Consider the following 20,799-nt stretch of genomic DNA (forward strand, 5'->3'; position numbering starts at 1 on the left):
GAATAGTATTTGAAGGAGGCTTTCTTAGATGGCAAAGAAGAAAGAAACAAAGCAAAGTCCGATGCAGCGGTTATTTGTTTATGCCGGAAAGTATAAATATCTTACCATTGCATCCTGGATTCTTGCTGCGATAAGTGCGTTTGTTGCACTTGTTCCATTCTATTTTATCTGGCGCATAATCAAAGGGGTGCTCTACGTGGCACCAAATTATGCAGATGCAGAAAATCTGTCGGCTTATGGATGGAGTGCGGTTGGATTTGCGATATTGTCCATGCTTATCTATATCGGAGCTTTGATTTGTTCGCATTTGTCCGCATTTCGCGTACAGGCAAATATAAGAGTTGGGCTGATGAAACATATTTTAACGCTGCCACTTGGTTTTATGGATGAAGAGGGAAGTGGAAAAGTAAGAAAAGTTGTGAATGAATCCAGTGCAGCAACCGAGACCTATTTAGCTCACCAGCTGCCGGATAAATGCGTGGCAGCTACTACGCCGATTGGTCTTGCGATTCTTCTTTTCGTATTTGACTGGCGGCTTGGACTCTTGTGCCTGATTCCGGTTGGTTTAGCTTTTCTTGTGATGGGAAGCATGATGGGCGAAAATATGAAAAAGAAAATGGCAGAATACCAGAATGCACTCGAAGAAATGTCAAGTGAAGCTGTAGAATACGTTCGTGGTATCCCCGTCGTAAAGACATTTGGTCAGTCTGTCTTTTCATTCAAGAGATTTCGTGAGGCAATTAAAAATTACGAAAAATGGACGATTTCTTACACAAAAGATATGCGCATTCCGATGACGGTATACACGGTATCAATTAATGCAGTATTTGCTATTTTGATTGCAGCAGCATTTTTCTTTGGCGGGGTAAATAGTGGAGCAGTGGACAACACATTTCTTTTAAATTTACTGTTTTATATAATTATCACACCAATTATCACGGTTACCTTAACAAAGATGATGTACGCCGGTGAAAATACGATGATTGTTGAAGATGCACTTACGAGAATTGATGGAATTCTCAATAAAAAACCACTTACACAGAGCACGGCTAAAAAGACGTCAAACGACACTTCCATTTGCTTTGATGGCGTTTCGTTCCGATATGAAGGTGCTTCAAAGGATGCACTGAAAAATATCAATCTTGAAATTCATGCCGGTGAGCAGGTTGCGTTTGTCGGACCATCCGGTGGTGGAAAGACAACGATTGCGCGTCTGATTGCGCGGTTTTCTGATGTGACAAAGGGCAGCATAAAAATCGGCGGCGTGGATGTAAAGGATATTGAGCAGAAAAAGCTGATGGATACCGTATCGTTTGTGTTCCAGGACAGCAAACTTTTGAAAATGTCCATCTATGACAACGTGCGCATGGGTAAAAAAGATGCGACCCGTGAGGAAGTCATGGAGGCATTAAAAAATGCACAGTGTGAAGATATTATCGAAAAACTGCCAAATGGTATTGATACCGTAATCGGTTCCAAAGGAACTTATTTATCCGGTGGAGAGGCACAGCGTGTTTCCATCGCAAGAGCAATGTTGAAAAATGCACCGATTCTGATTTTGGATGAGGCGACAGCGTTTGCTGACCCGGATAATGAGGTGAAAGTTCAGGCAGCATTTGCAAAACTCTCAAAAGGAAAAACCGTGATTATGATTGCACACAGACTTTCTTCTGTTACCGGTGTTGACCGTATCTTTGTTTTGCAGGATGGCGAAATCAGACAGGCAGGAAAACATGAAGAATTAAAAGATGCAGAAGGGCTGTATGCACACATGTGGAAAGCATACAATCAATCTGTAAGCTGGAAGGTAGGTGTGTAATATGATAGAAAAATTGATGCATAAATATGCTCTTTCCAAACAGGGAGCATCGGATATGATAAAAGCAATTATTTCCGCTACCATTTCGAATATTATACTTATGGTGCCGGTTGCCCTTTTGTATTATTTAGTAAGAGACTATATGGCAGGAAATTTAGGGGATAAAGTTCTCTTTTATGTGGCAGGGTGTTTGATTACATTTGTATTGATTGGTATTTCAACATACATTCAGTACAATGCCACGTTTTTATCGACCTACGTTGAAAGTGGTGTCCGAAGAGTAACATTAGCTGAGAAATTAAGAAAAATTCCGCTTTCTTTCTTCGGGAAAAAAGACTTGTCAGACTTAACAAGCACAATTATGAATGACTGCGCACAGATGGAGACAGCATCTTCTCATTTCATTCCGGAACTTTTTGGTGCGTGCATTTCGACAGCTTTGATTGCGGTTGGTTTATTTTTCTTTGACTGGCGTATGGCGATTGCAGCACTCTGGGTACTTCCGGTTTCATTTCTCATTGTCGGATGTTCGGGAAAAGTACAGAAGAGTTTGAATAAAAAACAGATGGTATTGAAAATGGCATGTGCAGACGGTATTCAGGAGTGCCTGGAAAATGTAAGAGATTTGCAGGCTTATAATACGCAGGAAGATTACATGAAAGGACTGACTGCAAAAATTAAGGCGGTTGAAAAGCATGCGATTGTAACAGAGCTTGGAACAGCTGTATTTGTCGGAAGTTCACAGATGATTTTGAAACTTGGAATTGCTACCGTTGCACTTGTTGGTGGTGTATTGTTAGCAAAAGGGGAATTAGATATTCTTACCTTTTTCATGTTCTTGATGGTAGTATCAAGAATTTATGACCCAATGCAGGTTTCTCTGCAAAATCTGGCAGCAGTTATTGCTTCCGGTGTTCAGAGTGACCGGTTAGATGAAATCTTGTCACATGAAGTACAGGACGGTACAAACACAATGAAGCATGACGGTTATGACATTGAATTTTCCAATGTGGGATTTTCTTACGAGACCGGTGATGTGGTGTTGAAAGATGTTTCTTTTGTGGCAAAGCAGGGAGAGGTTACAGCATTGATTGGACCATCCGGTGGCGGTAAAACGACAGTTTCCCGTCTTGCCTCCCGTTTCTGGGATGCAAACCGCGGCAGCATAACAGTCGGCGGCATGGATATTTCCAAAGTAGACCCGGAGACTTTGATGTCACTGTATTCAATTGTATTTCAGGATGTTACGTTGTTTAATAATACAATTCTTGAAAATATACGAATCGGTAAAATGGATGCAACGGATGAAGAAGTGATTGCGGCGGCAAAACTTGCTCACTGCGATGAGTTTGCAGAAAAGCTTTCCGACGGCTGGAATACGGTAATCGGAGAAAACGGATCGGAACTTTCCGGTGGAGAAAGACAGAGAATTTCGATTGCCAGAGCCTTTTTAAAGGATGCACCGATTATTCTTTTAGATGAGGCGACGGCTTCGTTGGATGTAGACAATGAGACGATGATTCAGGAATCTTTGTCTCGTTTAATTAAAGACAAGACGGTCATGATTATTGCTCACCGTATGAGAACGGTTGCAAATGCGGATAAAATAGTAGTATTAAAAGACGGTGTGGTAGCAGAGAGTGGAACGCCATCTGAGCTGGATGCGAAAGACGGTATTTATGCCAATATGGTGAAGACGCAGAACCTTGCTGCGGACTGGGCACTGTAGAGGCAGAATACGAAAAAACTGCATAGAATAGAAATGTATGAACTGGCACAGCATTTCCTATCGTATCGGAAAAACTTTTGTGGATATGGAGTTGAAGATGAGGACGAAGGCTGTCCGCATTGCTGGATAAAAAAGAAAATATGAAGAAAAGAGGAAAATAAAATGATACATTCCGTAGCCGTTTTAGGAGCAGGGGCAGTTGGTTCCTATGTTATCTGGGGGATTTCTGCTTTGGATGATGTAGAACTTGGTGTCATCGCAGAGGGAGAAAGAGCGGAGCGCATTCGGAGGGAGGGATGTCTTATCAATGATAAGGTTTATCGCCCGCAGGTGTGGGCGCCAAAGGAAGCAAAGAAAGCAGATTTATTAGTGGTTGCTCTCAAATACAATGCACTTTTAAAGGCTCTGCCAAGTATCAAAGAGGCTGTGGGAGAAAATACAATTGTTATGAGTCTGATGAATGGCGTTGATAGTGAGGAAATTATTGCAAAGGAAGTGGGAGAGCCACACGTATTATATTCTGTCATTAAGATTGCTTCTCATAAAGAGAAAACGGGCTTTTATTTCAATCCGGAAACAACGATAGGAATTATTTTTGGAGAATTGAAGACACCCTATGACAGTGAGCGGGTGCAGGCGGTAAAAGAATTGTTTGGAAGAACAGAAATCCATTTTCGTGCGACAAAATATATTCGTGAAGAGGTGTGGAGCAAATACCGGTTAAATGTGTGCAACAACCTGCCACAGGCAATTTTGGGTGCCGGGGTCGGCTGCTACCGGGATAGTGTTCACATGAAAAAAATCAGTGATAAACTTAAGGAAGAACTTGAGGCAATTGCGCTGGCAAAGGGAATCGATATGTCAAAGGTGGAAAATACTTCGACACAAAGAAGCGCCGTGCCGCCAAGTGCGAGATATTCTACTTTGCAGGATTTGGATGCAGGGAGACAGACGGAAATTGAGATGTTTTCCGGTGCGCTTATACGCATGGGAAAGGAACTTGGTATCCCGACGCCATATAATGAGTATACCTATCATATGATTAAGGCGTTAGAAGAAAAGAATGAAGGTGTCTTTGATTATCGCGGAGGAAATGAGGAGCCGGTGATGTTTAAGTAGGGGATTATAAAGAAATTAAAAAACATAGGTCGGCGGCTCCAAATTGTCTGCAATAAAATAAGCAATAAGGCAGGCAATAAATAATAGTCCGCCGATACCTATCATTAATTTCATGATTTTTTTGCTTGTTTGCATTTGCTTGGAATTAATTATCTCGTTGTCACAAAATTGTTGTTGTAAATTTGCATAGGTTGCATCTGGATATTTAGTTATATAATCATACAACTCTGTTTTTGCAGTTTCTCTCAGCATTTTCCGTTGAGGATTTGAATAAACAGAGGAAGGAACCATTTGCTTTATGATTTTTTTGATTTGATGTTTTTTGAGCATGGATTGTAACCTCCTAATCAAAAGTGATTTCTTGCACTGGTGTTGGGTCTGGGTTTCCATTTATAGGATTTATGTTTTGTATATTTTTATTGTCTTCTTCAAAGTATTCCACATAATATCCATCAGCGTATTCACGCATAGCACATACATGCTGAATTGTAAGCCATATAAGAATAATGAGTATTATAAAAAAGACAGAAAAACTGCACCAATATAAAATCATATTTCTTGGATGGAGTTTTGTGAGTGAGTGATAGGAGACCATGTTTTGAATTTCTGATGGTTCTCCAAATTGCGTCAGCAAATCATTGTAATCTGCATTTGGATGAGTTTTTTGATAATGTAATAAGTCTTGTTCTAACTCATCTAGAAAATTTTTTTTTATTTTATGTTTTCCCTTATAGAGTCTTCGAATTTGTCTTAGGTATTTTTTTGTGATATTTCGTTGCATGTTAATCCTCCCCGTTTTTATTATCCACTTGCGAGACACAAGAAATGATGGTATCAATTGCTGAAGTAATGGTATCATATTCTTGTAAAAGATTTTTTAATCTTAATCTGCCACTTTCCGTGATAGAATAGTAAACACGTGTCCGACGAACGCCAACTTTAACCTGTTCAAAATCCAAATAGCCATTTTGATTTAAACGATAAAGAGTTGGATACATAGTCGCTTCTTTTAATTCATATTTACCATTGCTTAATTCGGACATTTCCTGTGCCAGTTGATATCCATATTTTTTGTTCGTTTGCAATAATAGTAACAAAACCAATTCAATGGTGCCATTTTTTATTGTGTTTACTTTTCTAGTTTGTTTTGCCATTTTTTCACACCTTTATATATGTATCACCATAAAATTTTCTGAGTTTTATTTTATCTTATATAAATCATGTTGTCAACTTTATTATATAACATCAATACTTTTTAATAAATAGTATTTGACATTTGCTACATACGATGTTATTCTAAAAAAGAAATAACAAATCTAAAGTTGAAAGAAAAACTAGATTTAAATAATAAGAGAAGGGAGTAGTTTCAAATGAAAAAAATTATTATTGCAGCGTATATTCTTTTATGTATTTGTCTTACCGGCTGCGGTGGAACCAATCAGAAGGATTATGGTGAGAACTATAATCAAGAACAGGATGCACAGAATTTTTCCATGATAAGAAATGCAGCAGCAACAGAAAATGGATTTTATGTGTTACAGGATCAATATGTTTATTTCATTGATAAAAAATCGAAAAAAGCAGTTCCGTTATGTGGAAAACCAAATTGCAAACACAAAGATAATTCATGTAATGCCCATTTTACTCATCCGGAGAATATTCAGGCATATGCCGGAAATCTTTATGTAGTAGCCGGAGGTTCGGAAGAATTAACCTGTTCTTTGTATCGAATCAGCCTGGATGGAAGCCAGAGAGAAGAATTGAAAGTACTGTTTCGCTATGATAGTGGTGATTCCGGCTGCTCGCTAGATTTTACGATACATAGAGGCTATGGCTATATGGCAGTGAACTGGATGCAGAAAGACAGAGAAAAGAAGACACAGACATTGTATCAGATTCTTTTGGATTCCTCGGATGAAAAAAAGGAAGTTGCTCAGGTGACAGGATATGTGCCGCTTATTCATGTTAATGAAACAAGGGGAAATCATATTTATTTTACGACAAGCTGTTATTTGGATAAGGATGGGACAGAGGAAGAATTATTGAATTACGAATGGAACATTTTAGAGGGTTCTAGTAAAAAATTAAATATTCCTAAGGGCGAGGCTCTACTGGCTGTCAGGGGAGAACGCTATTTTTGCTACCAAGATGGAAAAGGACTTCGTTCATATGATGAGAATGGTAAAAATGAAAAGAAACTGTTTGAGTGGCAATATGAAATCTGTAGTGTATGCCGGGACGAAAAGTATATATATTTTGATAATGAACCATGTGCAGACTCGGTATCAGACCGGAGGATTATGGTTGTGGATTATGATGGAAATGTGATTTGTGAGAGAAAAAACATGACAGAAAATAGTCCGGAAATTATCTGGTCTGATTCCAAACAAGTACTGCTTCAAAATATAGAAAAAGAAACTTATCAAATACTGAATTTAAAGGAGATTTCTACTTTGAAATAGAGGGGAGTTATTATGGGAGAATTAAGAAGAATTGTTTGTCAAAAAAAATATCTGCTTGCCGTATTTGTATTATTAATTGCAAATTTGTTTTTGTTTCAATATTATCAAATGGATAATTTGCAGGCGTTAAGAGACAAAGAAACGAGACAGGATACCCTTGATGTGTGGCAGGAAGATCAGGAAACGGCAAAAGAAGAGTTTGTTAGCAAAATAAAGGAGATGGATGCACAGTCGGAAACTTTGTCCGAGATTAGTATTTTTTCGGATGAAAACTCATTTGTTAATCAAAATATCCAGCGGACAAAAAAAGATTTTGCAAGGATAAAAGGAGTCAATATAGATGTTTCACATTCTGAAAAGGCGATGTCCGAATTTTTGGAATATGATGAAATTTTTTATGTTTTCCTTTTGTTTATTATTGTAACGGTTCTAAATTTTTTTGATGAAAGGAAGTCGGGGCTCTGGCAGATTACTTATAGCTGTAAAGCGGGAAGAATGAAATTGGCAGTAAAACGATTAGGTATCTTTTTGTTTTTAACGCTGCTATTTAGCTTTTTTATTTTTTCTGAAACATTGTGGATGGCTTTTTTTGACTACGGAGGCAGTGGAATCCTATCTTCGCCGGCACAGTCGGTTATTGCGCTAAAAGATTTTACCCTTCCCCTTTCTGTATCTGGTTTTTTGATATATTATTGGGTGATTTGTACACTTTTAATGATGTTTACGGGATTGTTTGTGTGGGCGTTCCTCTCACTGGTACATAACCGAAATCTGGGACTGGTTTTGGTGGTTTTAATTTATGGAACGGCATTTGCTTTGTATCATCTTATCCCACAACAGCATCCGCTTTGTGTCTTGCGATATTTCAATTTATGGTTTTTGGCAAGTCCAAAAGAAACATTTTTAGAATATGTCAATTTCCGGATAGGCGGTATACTGGTTAATCTGCGGGAATTTGTGCAGGGAACTGCTATTGTATTTTGTGCTGCCGCAGGGATTGCTGCCTGTTATATTAATAAGAGGACGAGACCGTTTTATGCGGCAGGAATTGTGGAGCGTGTACTGGAGCGGGTGAATGAATGGTGGAAAAAGATTTTGTGTCATTGTCACGGGATTGGATTTGAATTATATAAAACATTATTCTATGGAAAGGGAATCTTTGCTGCTATTATTTTTGTGTATTTGATTGTAAGCGGCATTTCCATGGAGGATTTAATGGTTAGTCCGGCACGGGAACAATTAAATCATTTTTATGAACAAAATACCGGACATATTACAAAAGAGACGATGCAGCCATATGAAAAAATAACAAAAGAATTGAAAAAGGTTGAGGAGAACCGTGCCAAAGCATCGGGGGAATCATTAAAAGAAGCAGATGATATTTATGAGTCCTACGAGGCAACAAGGGCAATGGCTTTGAAACTTGAAGAGCGGTTAAATTATGCAGAAAAACTGGAAAAACAGGGAATTGATGGCTGGTGGCTGAATGAAACCGGGTATCGTTGGCTGTTTGGTAAAGGAAATGTATCTGACCGAATGGTTCACGGTGCACTGGCAATACTTGCCATGATATTTATGTTGTCCGGATGTTATGCTATGGAGAGGCAGTCCGGTGTCCGCTTTATTCTGCGGTGTACAAAAAAAGGCAGGAAGAGCTTTTTCTTACGAAAGGAAGTCTGTGCGGTAATTACGGCGGTATTTACCTGTGGTCTGACTGTTGGAGCGGAGATTTATGAAGCAGGGCGTTTATATAATTTAGATGGTTTGAGTGCACCGGTTCAAAATATATCATTTTTACAAAATGTGCCTTTTTCCATTAGCATCGGACAGTTTTTGTGTATCTGGATTTTTATGCGCTTTTTAATTTATATGATGGTTGCCAATCTGTGCCTGATGATATCATCTACGACAGAACGGGTAGAAAAAGCACAGATGATTTCGCTGTCATTGTTAATTTTTACAGTGATTTCCGGTGTTTCAGAATATATGGTACTTGGAACGCAGAGGGGCAGGAAAACCATTTTTGTTGGTATCTTTGTATTGTTGTGTCTCTGTATAAGCATTTTTGTTACATATCGAAGATGGAGGAATGTAAATGATTGAAATAAAAAATTTGCGAAAGACATATGGGAAAAAGGTGGCATTGAAAAGTTTTTCTTATACATTTGAAGATGGTATTTATGGTATGCTCGGAGCGAATGGAGCTGGGAAGAGTACACTAATGAATTTGCTTACGGATAATGTAAAAAGGGATTCCGGTGAAATTTTGTATGATGGAAAAGAGATATTAAAGATGGGGGGAAGTTATCTGGAAAAAGTAGGATATATGCCACAGCAGCAGGGATTTTATGAAAGTTTTTCTGCCCGCATGTTTTTGGTTTATATGGCGGAATTGAAAGGACTCCGAAAAAAAGAAGCAAAAAAGCAGATTGAAAATCTTTTAGAAATTGTTCACTTGTCACATGTGGCGGATAAAAAAATTGGCGGGTTTTCCGGGGGAATGAAACAGCGTGTTTTGCTGGCTCAGGCATTATTAGGCAATCCCAAACTTCTAATTTTGGATGAACCGACAGCAGGACTTGATCCGAAAGAACGTGTCAATTTGAGAAACTATATTCATCAGTTGTCTCAGAATAAAATAATTTTATTAGCAACTCATGTGGTAAGTGATGTCGAAAGTATTGCAGACCGGATTCTCATCATGAAGGCGGGAGAACTGGTGGCAGATGATACGCCGGAACATTTGGTTCATGCCGTTGATGGAAATAATTTAGAGGATGTGTATATGAATTATTTTGGTGATAAGGGAGAAAAATAGGTAAAATTATTTTAAAGTTTTCTTGTAATTTGTGCCCCAGCTTTGCATTGCCATAAGAATCGGTCTCATGGATTCGCCCGTTTCGCTCAGAGCATATTCTACATGAGGAGGAACTTCTGGGTAAACGGTTCGGGTGATGAGACCGTCTAGAGATTAAAAGGTTTTCCAGCACTTTTCCTTTAGAAAATTGCTAATTACATTTATATCTTCTCCTTCGTATGGAATTAAATTTATTCTAGCATTACAGTCTGCTCTTTCTTGTAAAAGAGATTGTATTTTATCAAAATCACTCATAAAAAATCCTCCTTTAGGGGTACTTTTGAAGAGCAGGAATATCGAAATTTATTGAAAATTTGTATTGCCGATTCCACAAAAAAGTGCGAAACACTTGCAGCTGCCCGCAATCTATGATATGATTTCAGTGTTATATAGGTTTGTAATTGGTCAAACGTTTCTACGAACTACCGTAATAGTTTACTATAACAATTATGGTAGTTTTTTATTTGTTATGAAATGGAGGACACGAATATGAAATATGATGTAATTATTGTAGGTGCCGGACCGGGAGGTATTTTTTCAGCGTACGAGTTGACGAAGAAGAATCCGTCTCTGAAAGTTGCCGTATTTGAAAAGGGATATTCTTTAGAGAAACGCAAATGTCCGATTGATGGAGATAAAGTAAAGTCTTGTATTAATTGTAAATCCTGTGCAATTATGAGTGGCTTTGGCGGCGCAGGCGCTTTTTCGGATGGAAAATATAATATTACGAATGATTTTGGTGGGACACTTTATGAGTATATTGGAAGGGAAAAGGCAATTTCGCTAATGAAATATGTCGACGAGATTAATTGTGCTTATGGTGGTGCAAAAACGCATATGTATTCAACGGCAAACACGAAGTTTAAGAAGATTTGTATGCAGAATAAACTTACACTTTTGGATGCATCCGTAAGACATTTAGGAACCGATATTAACTATGTAGTTCTTGAAAATTTATTTGCAAAACTAAAGGATAAAGTAGATTTTTATTTCCAGACGCCGGTAGATAAAATCGAAAAAAAACAAGAGGGTTATAAGGTTTTATATAAAGATGGGGAGGCAGAATGTACAGAGTGTATTATTTCTGTTGGGCGAAGCGGAAGTAAATGGATGCAGTCAATTTGTGAAGATCTTGATATTTCCACAAAATCAAATCGAGTAGATATCGGAGTTCGCGTGGAACTTCCTGCAGTTATTTTTTCGCATCTTACCGATGAATTATATGAGAGTAAAATTGTTTACCGCACAAAGAAATTTGAGGACCGTGTCCGCACATTTTGTATGAATCCTTATGGGCAGGTTGTGAACGAGAACACAAACGGAATTATTACGGTAAATGGACACAGTTTTGAAGACCCGGAAAAGAGAACAGAAAACACTAATTTTGCGCTGCTTGTGGCGAAGCACTTTTCTGAGCCATTTAAAGACAGCAATGGTTATGGTGAAAGTATTGCAAAACTATCCAATATGCTGGGCGGTGGTGTGATTGTTCAGAGATTTGGAGACCTTGTGAGGGGAAGGAGAAGTACGGTAAATCGTATTGAGGAAAGTACAGTGCGTCCGACTCTTGCGGCAACGCCCGGTGATTTAAGTCTGGTGCTTCCAAAACGTATTATGGATGGTATTATTGAAATGATTTATGCACTTGATGCTGTGGCACCCGGTACAGCAAATGATGACACTCTTTTATACGGAGTGGAAGTTAAATTTTATAATATGGAAGTGGATATTGATGAAAATTTGGAAACGAAACATAAAGGTCTTTATGTGATTGGTGATGGCAGTGGTGTAACACATTCGCTTTCGCATGCTTCGGCAAGCGGCGTGTATGTGGCAGACCATATTGTGAATAATTGATAAGGAAAGTGGGAGTAATTGTCCTAAAAAATTCTAGACAAGCTTTTTCTTTTATGCTATAACTAGAATAACAATGAAATAAAACACGACACTTTCCTGCCACCGGGTAGGAAAGTTAAGCGTCAGATTTTCTATCGTTAGGTCTTAGAAGATAGGAAATGCTGGCGCTTTATTTTTTTGAAAATAGGAAGGAGCTTAGGCACTATTATGAGTAATCCAATTAAAAGTTTAACAAAAAAAGAATGGGGGAGTATGGATTGGTTCCCTGCTAATCATTGTGATATCCAATGTTTCATCGGGAAGCTTTGATTTGTATGGCTTTATTAGCTGGAAGAAACGGGAAAAGTGATGTGTATCGGCTGGATGTTTGAATGAAGTAAAAGTGGACATTGAAAGCGGGCTTTCCGCAAAAGGCAGCAGAAGAACCCCAATATGAATTTACATCGTACTTTTCACAATTTGCTCGTATTCTTTTTGAATTTCATTTGTGCTTCCTGCCCGTTTGTTTTTAATAAATAGTGTTCGAAATATCAATCTTGCAAGTGGACCAACAAGAATAAGCTGCAACGGAAATGCCATAACAAAATTTTTGCAGTATGTCATGAGATAATCCGGTATGAAATTTTCTGTAAAACCATATCCATGATATACGCCGAGCACGCAATTAAATGAAGTCAAGTATTATTTTTAATTCGATTGCGATTGCAAGAAATAGGAAAAATGTGTAAGATAGTAGGAGAAATGACGAAATGCTCTGTTTAGTTTTCTGAAATTATGACGATACATTATATAGAGTGTTGATTTTATTTGCAAGGAGATTTTTATATGATGATAAATATGAAATATAATCTTCCAGATCGAATATTGAGGGAACTTTCTTTTTTTGCGAAGAAGTATTCTGTCACAAAAATTATACTGTTTGGTTCCCGTGCACGAGGCACAAATACAGAAAGAAGTGATATAGATATCGCAGTATATGGTGGAGATTTTGAACATTTTTATTGGGATGTCAAGGAAAATATGCATTCTCTTCTTATGTTTGATGTCGTACGAGCAGATGTAAAAATTTCAGATGAATTGAAACAAGAAATAGAAAGGGATGGTGTTATAATTTATGAAAAAACTTGAAAACTTTACAAATAGTCTGTCTATATTGGCAGAGGCGGATTTTAAACTTGCAGAAGAAAATGATATATATCGAACAGGGATTATTGGACAATTTAATCTAACTTTTGAACTTGCATGGAAAGCATTGCAGGAAATTATGAGACTGCATAGTGTGGAAGGTACTGCTACCGGTTCGCTTCGTGAAATCTTGCAGCTTGGTTATAAAATTGGATTTATCAATGATTCTGAGGTATGGCTGCTTATGCTGAAAAAACGCAATACTTCTGTTCATATTTATAATGAAGATGAAATTGATGAAATGATTATGCTGATACGTGACAGTTTTATTCCGGCTTTTATTGTTCTTAGGGATATGCTGGTAAAGAAACTGGATGTAGTTGAAAGTGATTGGGTGTAAGATGAGTGGAGGATTTAGTACGGTATCAACAGGAAGAATTACGATAGAAGAAAATGAACAACCCGCCTGAAATGTAGTGGGTACAAATCGTAATTTTAGGAGGAATATCAGTGCGAAATAGAAGTATGGCTTTGGTTGTTAGGAATGACAAGATTTTGATGATAAAAACATTTCGATTTAATAGATATATTTGGAAACTTCCAGGTGGTGGAATTGAGATAGGTGAAACCGCAGAAGAAGCTGCTATAAGGGAATTGAAAGAAGAATGTGGTTTAGAAGGAGTAATTAATAGACCTCTAAACACATTACATTGCAAAGATGGAAGTATAGAATATGTATTTTTAGTTGATGTTTCGGAAGAACAAGAGGCGATTGTGGGAATAGACCCAGAAGTTCCAGTAGGAGAAGAACAATCTATCAAAAATGTATGTTGGAAAAAGCTTAATGAACTTAGTGAAAAAGATAGGGCTTTTTTATGGTCGTATGGATTATTACAAGTAGATGATTATTTTGAACTTGTATTAAGTTGGGGAGACGAAATAAGTTATCCGCTTGATTAGGCAGTTTGTCGGACTGACGAGATACAGAAAACTACATAGGAATAATCAATAGGCAGGTGGTCTTATAACGAGACTGCCTGCCATCTTTTATGCCAGCAATTGTCATTTCTCTAGGCTGTAGATTGCTTTAATTTTTGCAGAAATATTTCAGCAGCCTTTGATTGAAATGCAGTTCTTTTCCAGATCAATGCATAATGTATTTCTAATGGTGGATTTAGAGGACGGAAACAAACATCCTGTTCTAAAATCGTCGGAAGTAAATCCTCAGTGGTCAGATAAAACCCTAATCCACTTTTGATAAATTTTGTTGGAGAGCCATTGACTACATTATATGTGGCAGCGATATTGAAGTTTTTTATATCAGTATCAGCCCAATGAGAAATCAACTGTTGCAGACCGGCTCTCCGATGAAAAATCAGAGGTATTTTCAAAATATCTTTCTTCTCTATAAAATCATTTTCTGCAAGCTTGCAGTCAGAAGGCATTAAAACTCCCCAACGGGATGATTCCGGTAGTGAAATGTAATTATATTCTGAAATGTCAATCGGTTCCAAAAATACAGCAAAATCGATGCTTCCATGCTCCAGACGTTCTAATACATCAATCGCATCGCTGCTGTAAAATTGAAAATGCACATCTGGGTATTTGGAACGAAGACGTGCGGCTGTATTTAATACTGTTATCGTTGGATTGCCACCAATAATAATTTCTCCGCCAATTTGTGAGTTGTTAGAGCTTAAATCATATTCGGTCTTTTCCACTAAGGATAGGATTTCTTCTGCCCGTTTCCTAAGGATAATTCCGTCTTCCGTCAATGTAATTTTGCGCTTGCCACGAATCAGCAATTGTTTTCCGAATTCATTTTCCAGTTCCATGAGCTGCTTGGAAAGATAAGGCTGCGAAATGTGCAGGCTCTCGGCAGCTCTTGTGATATTCTCTTCTTTGGTTACGGCAAGAAAATATTGTAATGTTCGTAATTCCATTATCATCACCTCAAATTTAGTGTAGCCTTTCTTATCATTCCTGTCAATTATGATAAATCATTCTATATAAGTATTTGTTATTTTAATCAGAGAAGATTATACTTTTCACTGATAGAACATAGATAAGAGGATTGAGAAAAATGATGGAAAAGCAAAAACGAAAATCGTTGGATATGTTACACGGCTCCATCTGGAATAAGCTGCCGCTATTTGCACTTCCAGTGGCTGCAGTCGGTTCATACTTCGATTCTTATTGCAATACTGGCAGGAATCGGCGTCGCCATTGCCGGGGAATTGGTTGCGAATCCCTTACTGTCATCCCTTCAGGTGCCGGGGGATGTCTTTCCGGAAGCTCTGCTTTATCTAAGAATCTACCTGATTGGAATGCCGGTCATATTGCTCTATAACTTTGAAGCAGCTATTTTTAGAAGTACCGGAGACACGAAAACGCCGCTTGTCATATTGACAATATCAGGAATCCTGAATGTATTGCTGAATCTGTTCTTTGTAGCTGTCTTACAGATGACAGTAAATGGAGTTGCCATTGCAACAGTTGTTTCCAATGCGGTAAGTTCTGCTTTACTGTTTTATGGCCTTGTAAAAACAAAAGAACTGATTCATGTAGAATGGAAGGAACTGAGAATTGACCGGAAAATATTAGGGCAGATCATGAGAATCGGTTTACCTGCTGGAATCCAGAGTGCGGTATTTGCAGCAGCCAATATCGTGATCCAATCGGCTATCAACAGCCTTGGAACGGTTGTTATGGCAGCATCGTCAGCAGCTTACAATATTGAGATTTTTGTGTATGATATATTGAACTCTTTCAGTCAGGCGTGTACGACTTTTGTGGGACAAAATTATGGCGCAGGACAGATCAGAAGGTGCAGAAAAGTTTTGATTTTATGTATTGTTGAGGATGCGGTTGCAACTGCGTGTGCCATTGTTTTGATTTTACTGGCAGGAAGGGAATTACTATCCATTTTTAATAATGACCCACAGGTTATCTCTGTAGGATATACAAGGATGATTATGGTATTTTCTGCATATACGATCAGTATGTTGTATGAAAATATGTCTGGTTATATGAGAGGCTTTGGCTTTTCTCTGATACCGGCTATCGTGACAACGCTGGGAATATGCGGAGTGAGAATTTTCTGGATAATGGCAGTATTCCCTTCACACAAAACGTTTGCCGGAATATTAACTGCTTATCCGGTCAGCCTTTCGGTGACGGCATTACTGATTTTTATAGTATTAGTAATTTATCATCCATCGAAAAGATTTCATACAAATAAAGGAGAAATGTAATTATGGAAAGAAAAGATATTGTATTAAATAACGGAGTAACGATGCCTCCAATCGGTTACGGAGTATTCCGTATGACGAATCTGGAAGAATGTGAAAGTGCTGTTGTGCAGGCAGTTAAAACAGGTTACCGCCTGATTGATACTGCGGCTGCTTACGAAAATGAAACTGCTGTTGGAAAAGCAATCAAACGTGTGATTGCAGAAGGAATTGTTAAAAGAGAAGACTTATTTGTGACAACAAAGCTTTGGATAACGGATACTAATTACGAAAAAGCAAAAGAAGGATTCCAGCGTTCCCTTGATCGTCTGGGGCTGGATTATGTGGATTTATATCTGATCTACCAGCCATACAATGATTATTACGGGGCATGGCGTGCGTTAGAAGAATTGTATGAAGAGGGAAAGGTAAAATCTATTGGAGTGGATAATTTTACGCAGGACAGAATGGCGGATTTTTTGTTCTTTAACAAGGTAAAACCGGCTGTAAATATGATTGAGTGCAATGCGTATTTCCAGCGTGAAGATGAATGTAACTATTTGAAGGAACAAAACATTCTGATGCAGGCATGGTCACCTCTTGCTGCCGGAAAAGAAGATCTTTTTACGAATGAAATATTATGTGAAATTGCACAGAAGCATCAAAAATCAGTGGCACAGATTATTTTAAGATGGCTTGTACAAAGAGGAATTGTCCCGGTTGTAAAGTCTGCAAATCCTATAAGGATGAGGGAAAATCTGGATATTTTTGATTTTGCTTTATCAGAAGATGAAATGGAGCAAATCACATCATTGGATACCGGACATACCTATGCAACCGCACGAAATACCGGAAAAGCAGTGACAGAATTCTTGGAAAAAGCGAACCAGTATCATGTATAAGGAGTTTTGAAGATGAGAAAAAAGATTTTAGGAACAGACTTGGAAGTTTCAGCAGTAGGATTTGTGGCGTTTTCACCACTGGCAAATGGATTTTTGTCTGGTAAATACAATGCCCAATCTGTTTTTGAAAAGAATACAGACTATCGTTTAATTATGCCGCAATTCCAAAAAGATTCTTACGTGAAAAATCAGGAATTTTTAGCGTGAATAGTTTCAATCAGTTCACCATGCCATTTTGTTTTGTGTTATACTGTTTTCAAGGATTTGCAGAGAATTTAATAACAAGATTACGGAGGTAATAACATTGATTATCAAAGATAAAACAATTGATGGCGGTAAAGGTTTTGACTGGGGAAAAGTTTCCTCCGAGTATGCAAAATATCGTGATATTTATCCTAAGATATTTTATCAGAAAATTTTGGCTTTAGGTTTATGCAAGGATGGTCAGAAGATATTGGATTTAGGAACTGGGACGGGTGTTTTACCAAGAAATATGTATTCCTACGGTGGAAAATGGATCGGTACAGATATATCGGAAGAACAAATTGAACAGGCAAAACACTTGTCTGTTGGTATGAATATTGATTACAAAGCAGTTGCAGCGGAAAAGATAGATCTTCCTGCAGAATCCTTTGATGTCATTACTGCTTGTCAGTGTTTTTGGTATTTCAATCATGAAAGCGTTATGCCAAATCTATACCGGATGTTAAAACCCGGCGGAAAACTCCTGGTTTTGTATATGGCGTGGCTTCCTTACGAGGATGAAATTGCCGGCAGAAGCGAAGAACTTGTACTAAAATATAGTCCTGCATGGAGTGGGGCGGGAGAAACGATGCATCCAATCCGGATTCCAGACTGTTATAAAACACGTTTTGATTTGATTCATCACGAAGAATACAAGCTGGATGTACATTTTTCCAGAGATTCGTGGCATGGGCGAATGAAAGCCTGCCGTGGAGTAGGTGCTTCTCTTAATGAAGAAGAACTGCAATCATGGGAAACCAAACATTTGAAATTGCTTTCAGAAATTGCACTAGAGGAATTTGACATTAAACATTATGCCGCACTGGTAGAATTAAAGGTGAGAAAATAATTTTCTATTGTTTCGGTATTACAAGAAATATTAGTGAAAAATAGTGAAAATTTAATGGAAAAGCCACTCTTTTTTTGGAAATAATTGCAAAATTTTCCCGGATAGTATACAATTCAACCATAAAACATCTAAAGGAGGATATGTATGATTATGAAAGGGAAAATGAAGTTTTGCATGCTTGCCATGTTTGTGCTTACCGTGGCGGCAATGTGGTTTGGAACGAAAGAGGCCGGTGCGTTTACGATTGCGGAGGATGGAAAGTATGCATTGGTATTGAATCTAAAGGGGTCAGATAAGGAGGTAGCAAATATTGACGGTCAGTCCGGCAAGGTAATTAAGTTTAACGTAGATGAGGGCGAAACGGTATTAAACGTGTCTGAACTTACAAATGGTGTTGTTGCTTATAATGAGATTAGAAAGTTCTCAGGATGGGCAAAAGGTTCGGCTGCTGTAGATACTATAGAAGAGTTAAGCATCGATGATTTTAATAGTTCAGGAAGCATGGGCGGTGTGCAATTTACAAATGGCTGCAGTTTATACGCATTATTCTTAGGTGACGAAATAGAACAACAGGAAGAGTATCGTGTGCTTTTGAATGGGAATGGCGGAGAAATTACCGGCAGTGCTTTGCCCGGTCAGACCAAGATTCTATTAACATATAAGGAAGACGAGCTTAAATCACTAGATATGTCCAAGTATGCGGCAGAGCGCGAAGGCTGCACTTTCTGTGGATGGGGCTGCAATGGTGAATTTTTAACAAGTGCACTGGATAAGTCGTATTTTAAAAGTGGTGATTCATTGGTGATTTATGCCCTTTATAAAAAGACAACGTTTGAGGGAACATCGTATGTATTAAATCTGGATGCCAACGGAGGTATGATAGAAGACGAATTTGTGAAAAAGTACGATTATCTCGGTGCGGATGATGATATGGCTATGCCTGTTTTTCACTATATTCCACAAAGAAGTGGGTACAGATTTAAGGGATGGAATAGTAAAAAAGACGGCAGTGGGAAAACATATCAGTTGATATCTAGCGAAAGCTGGCGTAAGGATAATGGGGATGACCTGGAAAAAGATGAGTTGCTGGACAATGAGAGCTATTACAAATATGTAACCTTGTATGCACTCTGGGAAAAAGAGCCCAATACACCTAATGTACCGGAGGAAGACGAAGTTACGGTTGTTTCGTGTACCGGAGGAAGTGTGGAACTGGAACTGCCAAAGGATGAAAAATATTCTCTTGAAATGGCTAATATGACGATTCCGGAGACCTTGGCAAAAGAAAATTTAAAATATCTGCTGGATATTAATTTGATGAAAAATCAAGAAATTGTACAGGTGAATGGCTGTCCGATGCGAGTGAAACTTATACTTCCGGACGAGTTGAAGGATTATGATTCCTATGAAGTTGTATATGTAAAAGATGGTAAAATAATGGAGCGTTTTAAATGCACCGTGGAAGATGGTTGTGTGATTTTTAACACAATGCATCTAAGTCTTTACGGTATTGTGGCGAAAAAGAATGAACCGGATAACCCAGGCGGCGGTGAAACAGGTGGCGGAGAAATAAAGGACCCAAACAAGGAAAATGGTGGAACCGGTGATAATGGCGGTTCTAATACAGGTACTAAAGGTAACGGAAATACAAACACAAACAACACGGACACAACGGATAAAAAAGAAACACCGAAAGATAATATCGTAAAGGAAAAGATTACAGTAAAAAGACCATACATCAGCAAAAAACATTTGAAGAAAAACAGAAAGCGGGTCAAAATTTACTGGAAGAAAGTGACAGATGTAAGTGGATACGAGATTCAGTATTCTACATCTAAAAAATTTACCAAAAAGACGACGAAACAAATTAAAGCCAAGCACACCAATAAGTGGATTCGTCTCAAAGGAAAGAAAAAGGCATATTATGCCAGAATTCGTGCATACAAGATTGTTAACGGCAAAAAATATTACAGTAAGTGGAGTAAAAGAACAGTTTTGAGAAAACAAAAGAAATAGGAAAATGTGACGGGGACACCTTGATTTAAGGGGTGTCCCTTTTTTGTGTGTATCTTAAAAAATATGCTGTTGACAAAAAGGGAAAATGCAGGTATATTGATTATGTAAAGTAATTACATTAGGTAATCAAATTGCGAAAGGAGTATTTTATTATGCAGAGAGATAAGATTAAGAAAGTAATGGATGCTTGTTATCTGGCGAAACGTGTAAGGGATTTACTTCCTAAACTGCCGAATGGAGTCACATCCACTCACATTCATTATTTGGATACAATACGGAAATTAGAATTAAAAACAACTAATATAAAAGTAAGTGATATCAGCGATGAATTGGGGCTGCCAAGACCGGGTGTTACCAAAATTACAAAAGATATGGAAAAACTTGGACTTGTTGAAAAGAAGGCAGCAAAAACAGATGGAAGAGTTGTGTTTATTAAAATTACTGCGTCAGGAAAAGACTTAGTGGATAAATATGTAGACCAGTATTTTGGTGAACTTAGTGCAGAACTTGATGATATTTCTGACGCGGATGCGGATAACATGATAGAGACGATAGAAAAATTATATGAAGTTATGAAGGGAAGAAAATGA

The 20,799-nt window shown here is 38.0% G+C and carries 21 protein-coding genes, 1 pseudogene and 1 riboswitch; of the genes and pseudogenes, 16 read left to right on the plus strand and 6 right to left on the minus strand.

Annotation, left to right across the window (positions count from 1 at the left end; translation table 11 throughout):
* Positions 1 to 28: 28 nt before the first annotated feature.
* The 3 genes from DW005_RS04260 to DW005_RS04270 all read left to right on the plus strand — a co-directional run bounded on the left by DW005_RS04260 (position 29) and on the right by DW005_RS04270 (position 4,667).
* Positions 29 to 1,819: an ABC transporter ATP-binding protein gene (locus DW005_RS04260; protein ID WP_117478293.1), complete on the plus strand. Its 1,791-nt coding sequence runs from the start codon at positions 29 to 31 to the stop codon at positions 1,817 to 1,819.
* Between the two features lies 1 nt (position 1,820).
* Complete coding sequence (locus tag DW005_RS04265) at positions 1,821 to 3,548, plus strand: ABC transporter ATP-binding protein (RefSeq protein WP_117478294.1); 1,728 nt, start codon at positions 1,821 to 1,823, stop codon at positions 3,546 to 3,548.
* 162 nt (positions 3,549 to 3,710) lie between these two features.
* Positions 3,711 to 4,667, plus strand: a complete 957-nt coding sequence (locus DW005_RS04270; RefSeq protein WP_117478295.1) for a 2-dehydropantoate 2-reductase — start codon at positions 3,711 to 3,713, stop codon at positions 4,665 to 4,667.
* A 15-nt stretch (positions 4,668 to 4,682) separates the two neighbouring features.
* Here DW005_RS04270 and DW005_RS04275 read toward each other — a convergent pair whose 3' ends face one another.
* From DW005_RS04275 to DW005_RS04285, 3 genes are read right to left on the minus strand one after another with little or no spacing between them, the layout of a single operon-like run.
* Positions 4,683 to 4,997 carry a hypothetical protein gene (locus DW005_RS04275; protein ID WP_022376466.1) on the minus strand — a complete coding sequence of 105 codons (315 nt, stop codon included), beginning with the start codon at positions 4,995 to 4,997 and terminating at the stop codon, positions 4,683 to 4,685.
* Between the two features lie 13 nt (positions 4,998 to 5,010).
* A complete protein-coding gene (locus DW005_RS04280; RefSeq protein WP_117478296.1) occupies positions 5,011 to 5,448 on the minus strand; it encodes a hypothetical protein in 438 nt (145 codons plus the stop codon).
* Between the two features lies 1 nt (position 5,449).
* Positions 5,450 to 5,821: a PadR family transcriptional regulator gene (locus DW005_RS04285; protein ID WP_022376463.1), complete on the minus strand. Its 372-nt coding sequence runs from the start codon at positions 5,819 to 5,821 to the stop codon at positions 5,450 to 5,452.
* A gap of 216 nt (positions 5,822 to 6,037) precedes the next feature.
* On the opposite strand from DW005_RS04285, the gene DW005_RS04290 reads away from it, so the two are divergent.
* The 3 genes from DW005_RS04290 to DW005_RS04300 are packed head-to-tail and all read left to right on the plus strand — an operon-like array spanning position 6,038 to position 9,947.
* Positions 6,038 to 7,129, plus strand: coding sequence for a hypothetical protein (locus DW005_RS04290; protein ID WP_117478297.1), 1,092 nt, complete (start codon positions 6,038 to 6,040; stop codon positions 7,127 to 7,129).
* Between the two features lie 12 nt (positions 7,130 to 7,141).
* Positions 7,142 to 9,232 (plus strand): hypothetical protein, encoded by a 2,091-nt coding sequence (locus DW005_RS04295; RefSeq protein ID WP_117478298.1) that lies wholly within the window; start codon positions 7,142 to 7,144, stop codon positions 9,230 to 9,232.
* Positions 9,225 to 9,947: an ATP-binding cassette domain-containing protein gene (locus tag DW005_RS04300; protein ID WP_117478299.1), complete on the plus strand. Its 723-nt coding sequence runs from the start codon at positions 9,225 to 9,227 to the stop codon at positions 9,945 to 9,947. Before DW005_RS04295 ends, DW005_RS04300 begins: the two co-directional genes overlap by 8 nt.
* A gap of 6 nt (positions 9,948 to 9,953) precedes the next feature.
* On the opposite strand, the pseudogene DW005_RS04305 reads toward DW005_RS04300, so the two are convergent.
* Together DW005_RS04305 and DW005_RS13765 are read right to left on the minus strand one after the other, a co-directional pair.
* A pseudogene (locus DW005_RS04305) lies at positions 9,954 to 10,094 on the minus strand (winged helix-turn-helix transcriptional regulator); the annotation flags it as partial.
* A 6-nt stretch (positions 10,095 to 10,100) separates the two neighbouring features.
* Positions 10,101 to 10,241 carry a hypothetical protein gene (locus DW005_RS13765; protein WP_181974937.1) on the minus strand — a complete coding sequence of 47 codons (141 nt, stop codon included), beginning with the start codon at positions 10,239 to 10,241 and terminating at the stop codon, positions 10,101 to 10,103.
* A gap of 110 nt (positions 10,242 to 10,351) precedes the next feature.
* A riboswitch (purine riboswitch) is annotated at positions 10,352 to 10,447 on the plus strand.
* A gap of 13 nt (positions 10,448 to 10,460) precedes the next feature.
* Here DW005_RS13765 and DW005_RS04310 point away from each other — a divergent pair.
* The 4 genes from DW005_RS04310 (at position 10,461) to DW005_RS04325 (ending at position 13,928) form a co-directional block, all read left to right on the plus strand.
* Positions 10,461 to 11,843: an NAD(P)/FAD-dependent oxidoreductase gene (locus DW005_RS04310; protein ID WP_347461415.1), complete on the plus strand. Its 1,383-nt coding sequence runs from the start codon at positions 10,461 to 10,463 to the stop codon at positions 11,841 to 11,843.
* Between the two features lie 825 nt (positions 11,844 to 12,668).
* Entirely contained in the window at positions 12,669 to 12,971 is a 303-nt protein-coding gene (locus tag DW005_RS04315; RefSeq protein WP_347461416.1) for a nucleotidyltransferase domain-containing protein, read from the plus strand.
* The gene (locus DW005_RS04320) at positions 12,958 to 13,368 is read left to right on the plus strand and encodes an HI0074 family nucleotidyltransferase substrate-binding subunit (protein WP_117478301.1); all 411 of its coding nucleotides are present in this window, start codon (positions 12,958 to 12,960) and stop codon (positions 13,366 to 13,368) included. The genes DW005_RS04315 and DW005_RS04320 overlap by 14 nt, the downstream gene beginning before the upstream one ends.
* Before the next feature lie 110 nt (positions 13,369 to 13,478).
* Entirely contained in the window at positions 13,479 to 13,928 is a 450-nt protein-coding gene (locus DW005_RS04325) for an NUDIX domain-containing protein (RefSeq protein ID WP_117478302.1), read from the plus strand.
* A 110-nt stretch (positions 13,929 to 14,038) separates the two neighbouring features.
* Here the strand turns inward: DW005_RS04325 and DW005_RS04330 are convergent, their stop codons facing one another.
* A complete protein-coding gene (locus tag DW005_RS04330; RefSeq protein ID WP_117478303.1) occupies positions 14,039 to 14,917 on the minus strand; it encodes a LysR family transcriptional regulator in 879 nt (292 codons plus the stop codon).
* Between the two features lie 204 nt (positions 14,918 to 15,121).
* On the opposite strand from DW005_RS04330, the gene DW005_RS04335 reads away from it, so the two are divergent.
* The 6 genes from DW005_RS04335 to DW005_RS04360 all read left to right on the plus strand — a co-directional run bounded on the left by DW005_RS04335 (position 15,122) and on the right by DW005_RS04360 (position 20,799).
* A complete protein-coding gene (locus DW005_RS04335; RefSeq protein ID WP_242989359.1) occupies positions 15,122 to 16,222 on the plus strand; it encodes an MATE family efflux transporter in 1,101 nt (366 codons plus the stop codon).
* A gap of 2 nt (positions 16,223 to 16,224) precedes the next feature.
* A complete protein-coding gene (locus DW005_RS04340) occupies positions 16,225 to 17,100 on the plus strand; it encodes an aldo/keto reductase (protein ID WP_117478304.1) in 876 nt (291 codons plus the stop codon).
* Positions 17,101 to 17,112: 12 nt separating this feature from the next.
* On the plus strand, positions 17,113 to 17,307 hold the full coding sequence (locus DW005_RS04345; RefSeq protein WP_117478305.1) for a hypothetical protein: 195 nt from the start codon (positions 17,113 to 17,115) through the stop codon (positions 17,305 to 17,307).
* Between the two features lie 97 nt (positions 17,308 to 17,404).
* Positions 17,405 to 18,193 carry a class I SAM-dependent methyltransferase gene (locus DW005_RS04350; protein ID WP_117478306.1) on the plus strand — a complete coding sequence of 263 codons (789 nt, stop codon included), beginning with the start codon at positions 17,405 to 17,407 and terminating at the stop codon, positions 18,191 to 18,193.
* Positions 18,194 to 18,337: 144 nt separating this feature from the next.
* Positions 18,338 to 20,209 carry an InlB B-repeat-containing protein gene (locus DW005_RS04355; protein ID WP_117478307.1) on the plus strand — a complete coding sequence of 624 codons (1,872 nt, stop codon included), beginning with the start codon at positions 18,338 to 18,340 and terminating at the stop codon, positions 20,207 to 20,209.
* A 152-nt stretch (positions 20,210 to 20,361) separates the two neighbouring features.
* On the plus strand, positions 20,362 to 20,799 hold the full coding sequence (locus DW005_RS04360) for a MarR family transcriptional regulator (protein WP_117478308.1): 438 nt from the start codon (positions 20,362 to 20,364) through the stop codon (positions 20,797 to 20,799).

Origin of the sequence: Clostridium sp. AF36-4 (assembly GCF_003435975.1) — a bacterium.
Taxonomy (GTDB): Bacteria; Bacillota; Clostridia; order Lachnospirales; family Lachnospiraceae; genus Eubacterium_F.